This window comes from Winogradskyella ouciana, from assembly GCF_009709615.1.
Taxonomy (GTDB): Bacteria; Bacteroidota; Bacteroidia; order Flavobacteriales; family Flavobacteriaceae; genus Winogradskyella; species Winogradskyella ouciana.
On the sequence record NZ_WJYA01000279.1, the window covers coordinates 1 to 241 of the forward strand.

Here is a 241-nt window from a genome sequence, read left to right on the forward strand (position 1 = left end):
ATGATGTGAACGGCGGCCGCGACGATCGCGCCGAGCAGGATCATGAAGACGATGCTGAGCCCGCGGGTCGGCACGCCGCGCGCCTCCGCGGCCTGCGGGTCGAGGGACTCGAAGCGCAGCGGGTTCCACACGACGATGAGGCCGACGAGCACAACGGCGCTGATGAGTACGAGCCACCCGAGGTCGGGGTTCGACACCGACACGATCTGGCCCGTGAGCAGGCCGAAGCGGTTGGCCGAGC

The 241-nt window shown here is 69.3% G+C and carries 1 protein-coding gene; it reads right to left on the minus strand.

Annotation, left to right across the window (positions count from 1 at the left end; genetic code table 11):
* Window positions 1–241 (minus strand): metal ABC transporter permease (locus tag F1003_RS19160; protein WP_202913941.1); only part of this gene is annotated, 241 nt, incomplete at both ends.